Origin of the sequence: Escherichia sp. MOD1-EC6819, from assembly GCF_002965765.1 — a bacterium.
Lineage (GTDB): Bacteria > Pseudomonadota > Gammaproteobacteria > Enterobacterales > Enterobacteriaceae > Escherichia > Escherichia ruysiae.
In genome coordinates this window covers 1-771 of the sequence record NZ_PTRG01000040.1, presented here as the reverse complement: position 1 = coordinate 771, position 771 = coordinate 1, and the positions used below count along the sequence as shown (strand labels likewise).

The 771-nt window shown below is 41.5% G+C and carries 1 protein-coding gene and 1 pseudogene; both read right to left on the bottom strand.

Annotated features, from left to right (window positions below; genetic code table 11):
• Positions 1–315: 315 nt before the first annotated feature.
• Positions 316–426: pseudogene (locus tag A7Z06_RS21525) on the bottom strand (tail fiber assembly protein); the annotation flags it as partial.
• A gap of 19 nt (positions 427–445) precedes the next feature.
• The gene (locus A7Z06_RS21520) at positions 446–739 is read right to left on the bottom strand and encodes a hypothetical protein (RefSeq protein WP_000355360.1); all 294 of its coding nucleotides are present in this window, start codon (positions 737–739) and stop codon (positions 446–448) included.
• Positions 740–771 lie beyond the last annotated feature (32 nt).

Sequence of the window (771 nt, the reverse complement as noted above, 5' to 3'; positions counted from 1 at the left end):
ACTCACTACAACGCACCTGAAACCTCTTGCTATATATATGTCAACCGTTTGAATTTAAAATAAAAAGAGTATCATTTTTACTTGCATTTCTTATCAAGTCACATTCAACAACAGTAAAAAAACATTATTAGAACCATTCAATTAACAAAAAACCAACATCCAGCTTGCTTAATTTTTCTTTATTAAACGATATTGAAAATCAATTGATAAAATACATCTAAACAACCTTTTGGGGCGCAAAAGCATAACATCAAACAAACAAATAACACACCGAAAAAACTCACAATTAATAACCTATGATATACATACTGTTTATTATGGTTGAATAAGCCACTCGATATCTGGTGCTACGGAAGTGTCCACACGGTTTAGCAACACCCGATACTTTTTCCTGGCTTCCAGCAACGGGGTTTCTTCCTCCGTTGCATATACAGCTCACCTTTTTTCACCCACGATTAACCAACAGCCAGACCAGCAGACACGCCACCACCGGCACAGCAAAATCCATCAGGCTTGCCACATCCCAAGCTCGCGGATCAAAACCGCCCCACCACGGCATATTCATACGCTTGCCATGTCCGAACATTTCAATCCAGCGATATTCTGCCTGGGTGTGTTCACGCGCAATGAAGAACGTACAACCAGCTATCGCTCCGTAAGCCCAGTTTCCGGTAAAAAGACCAACCAGTATCTGCGCAGCCACAGCACAAAGTGCATGAAGTAAGGGGCTTATATCCATTATTTCCTCCTTTCAGCTCCATTCCCGAAGCG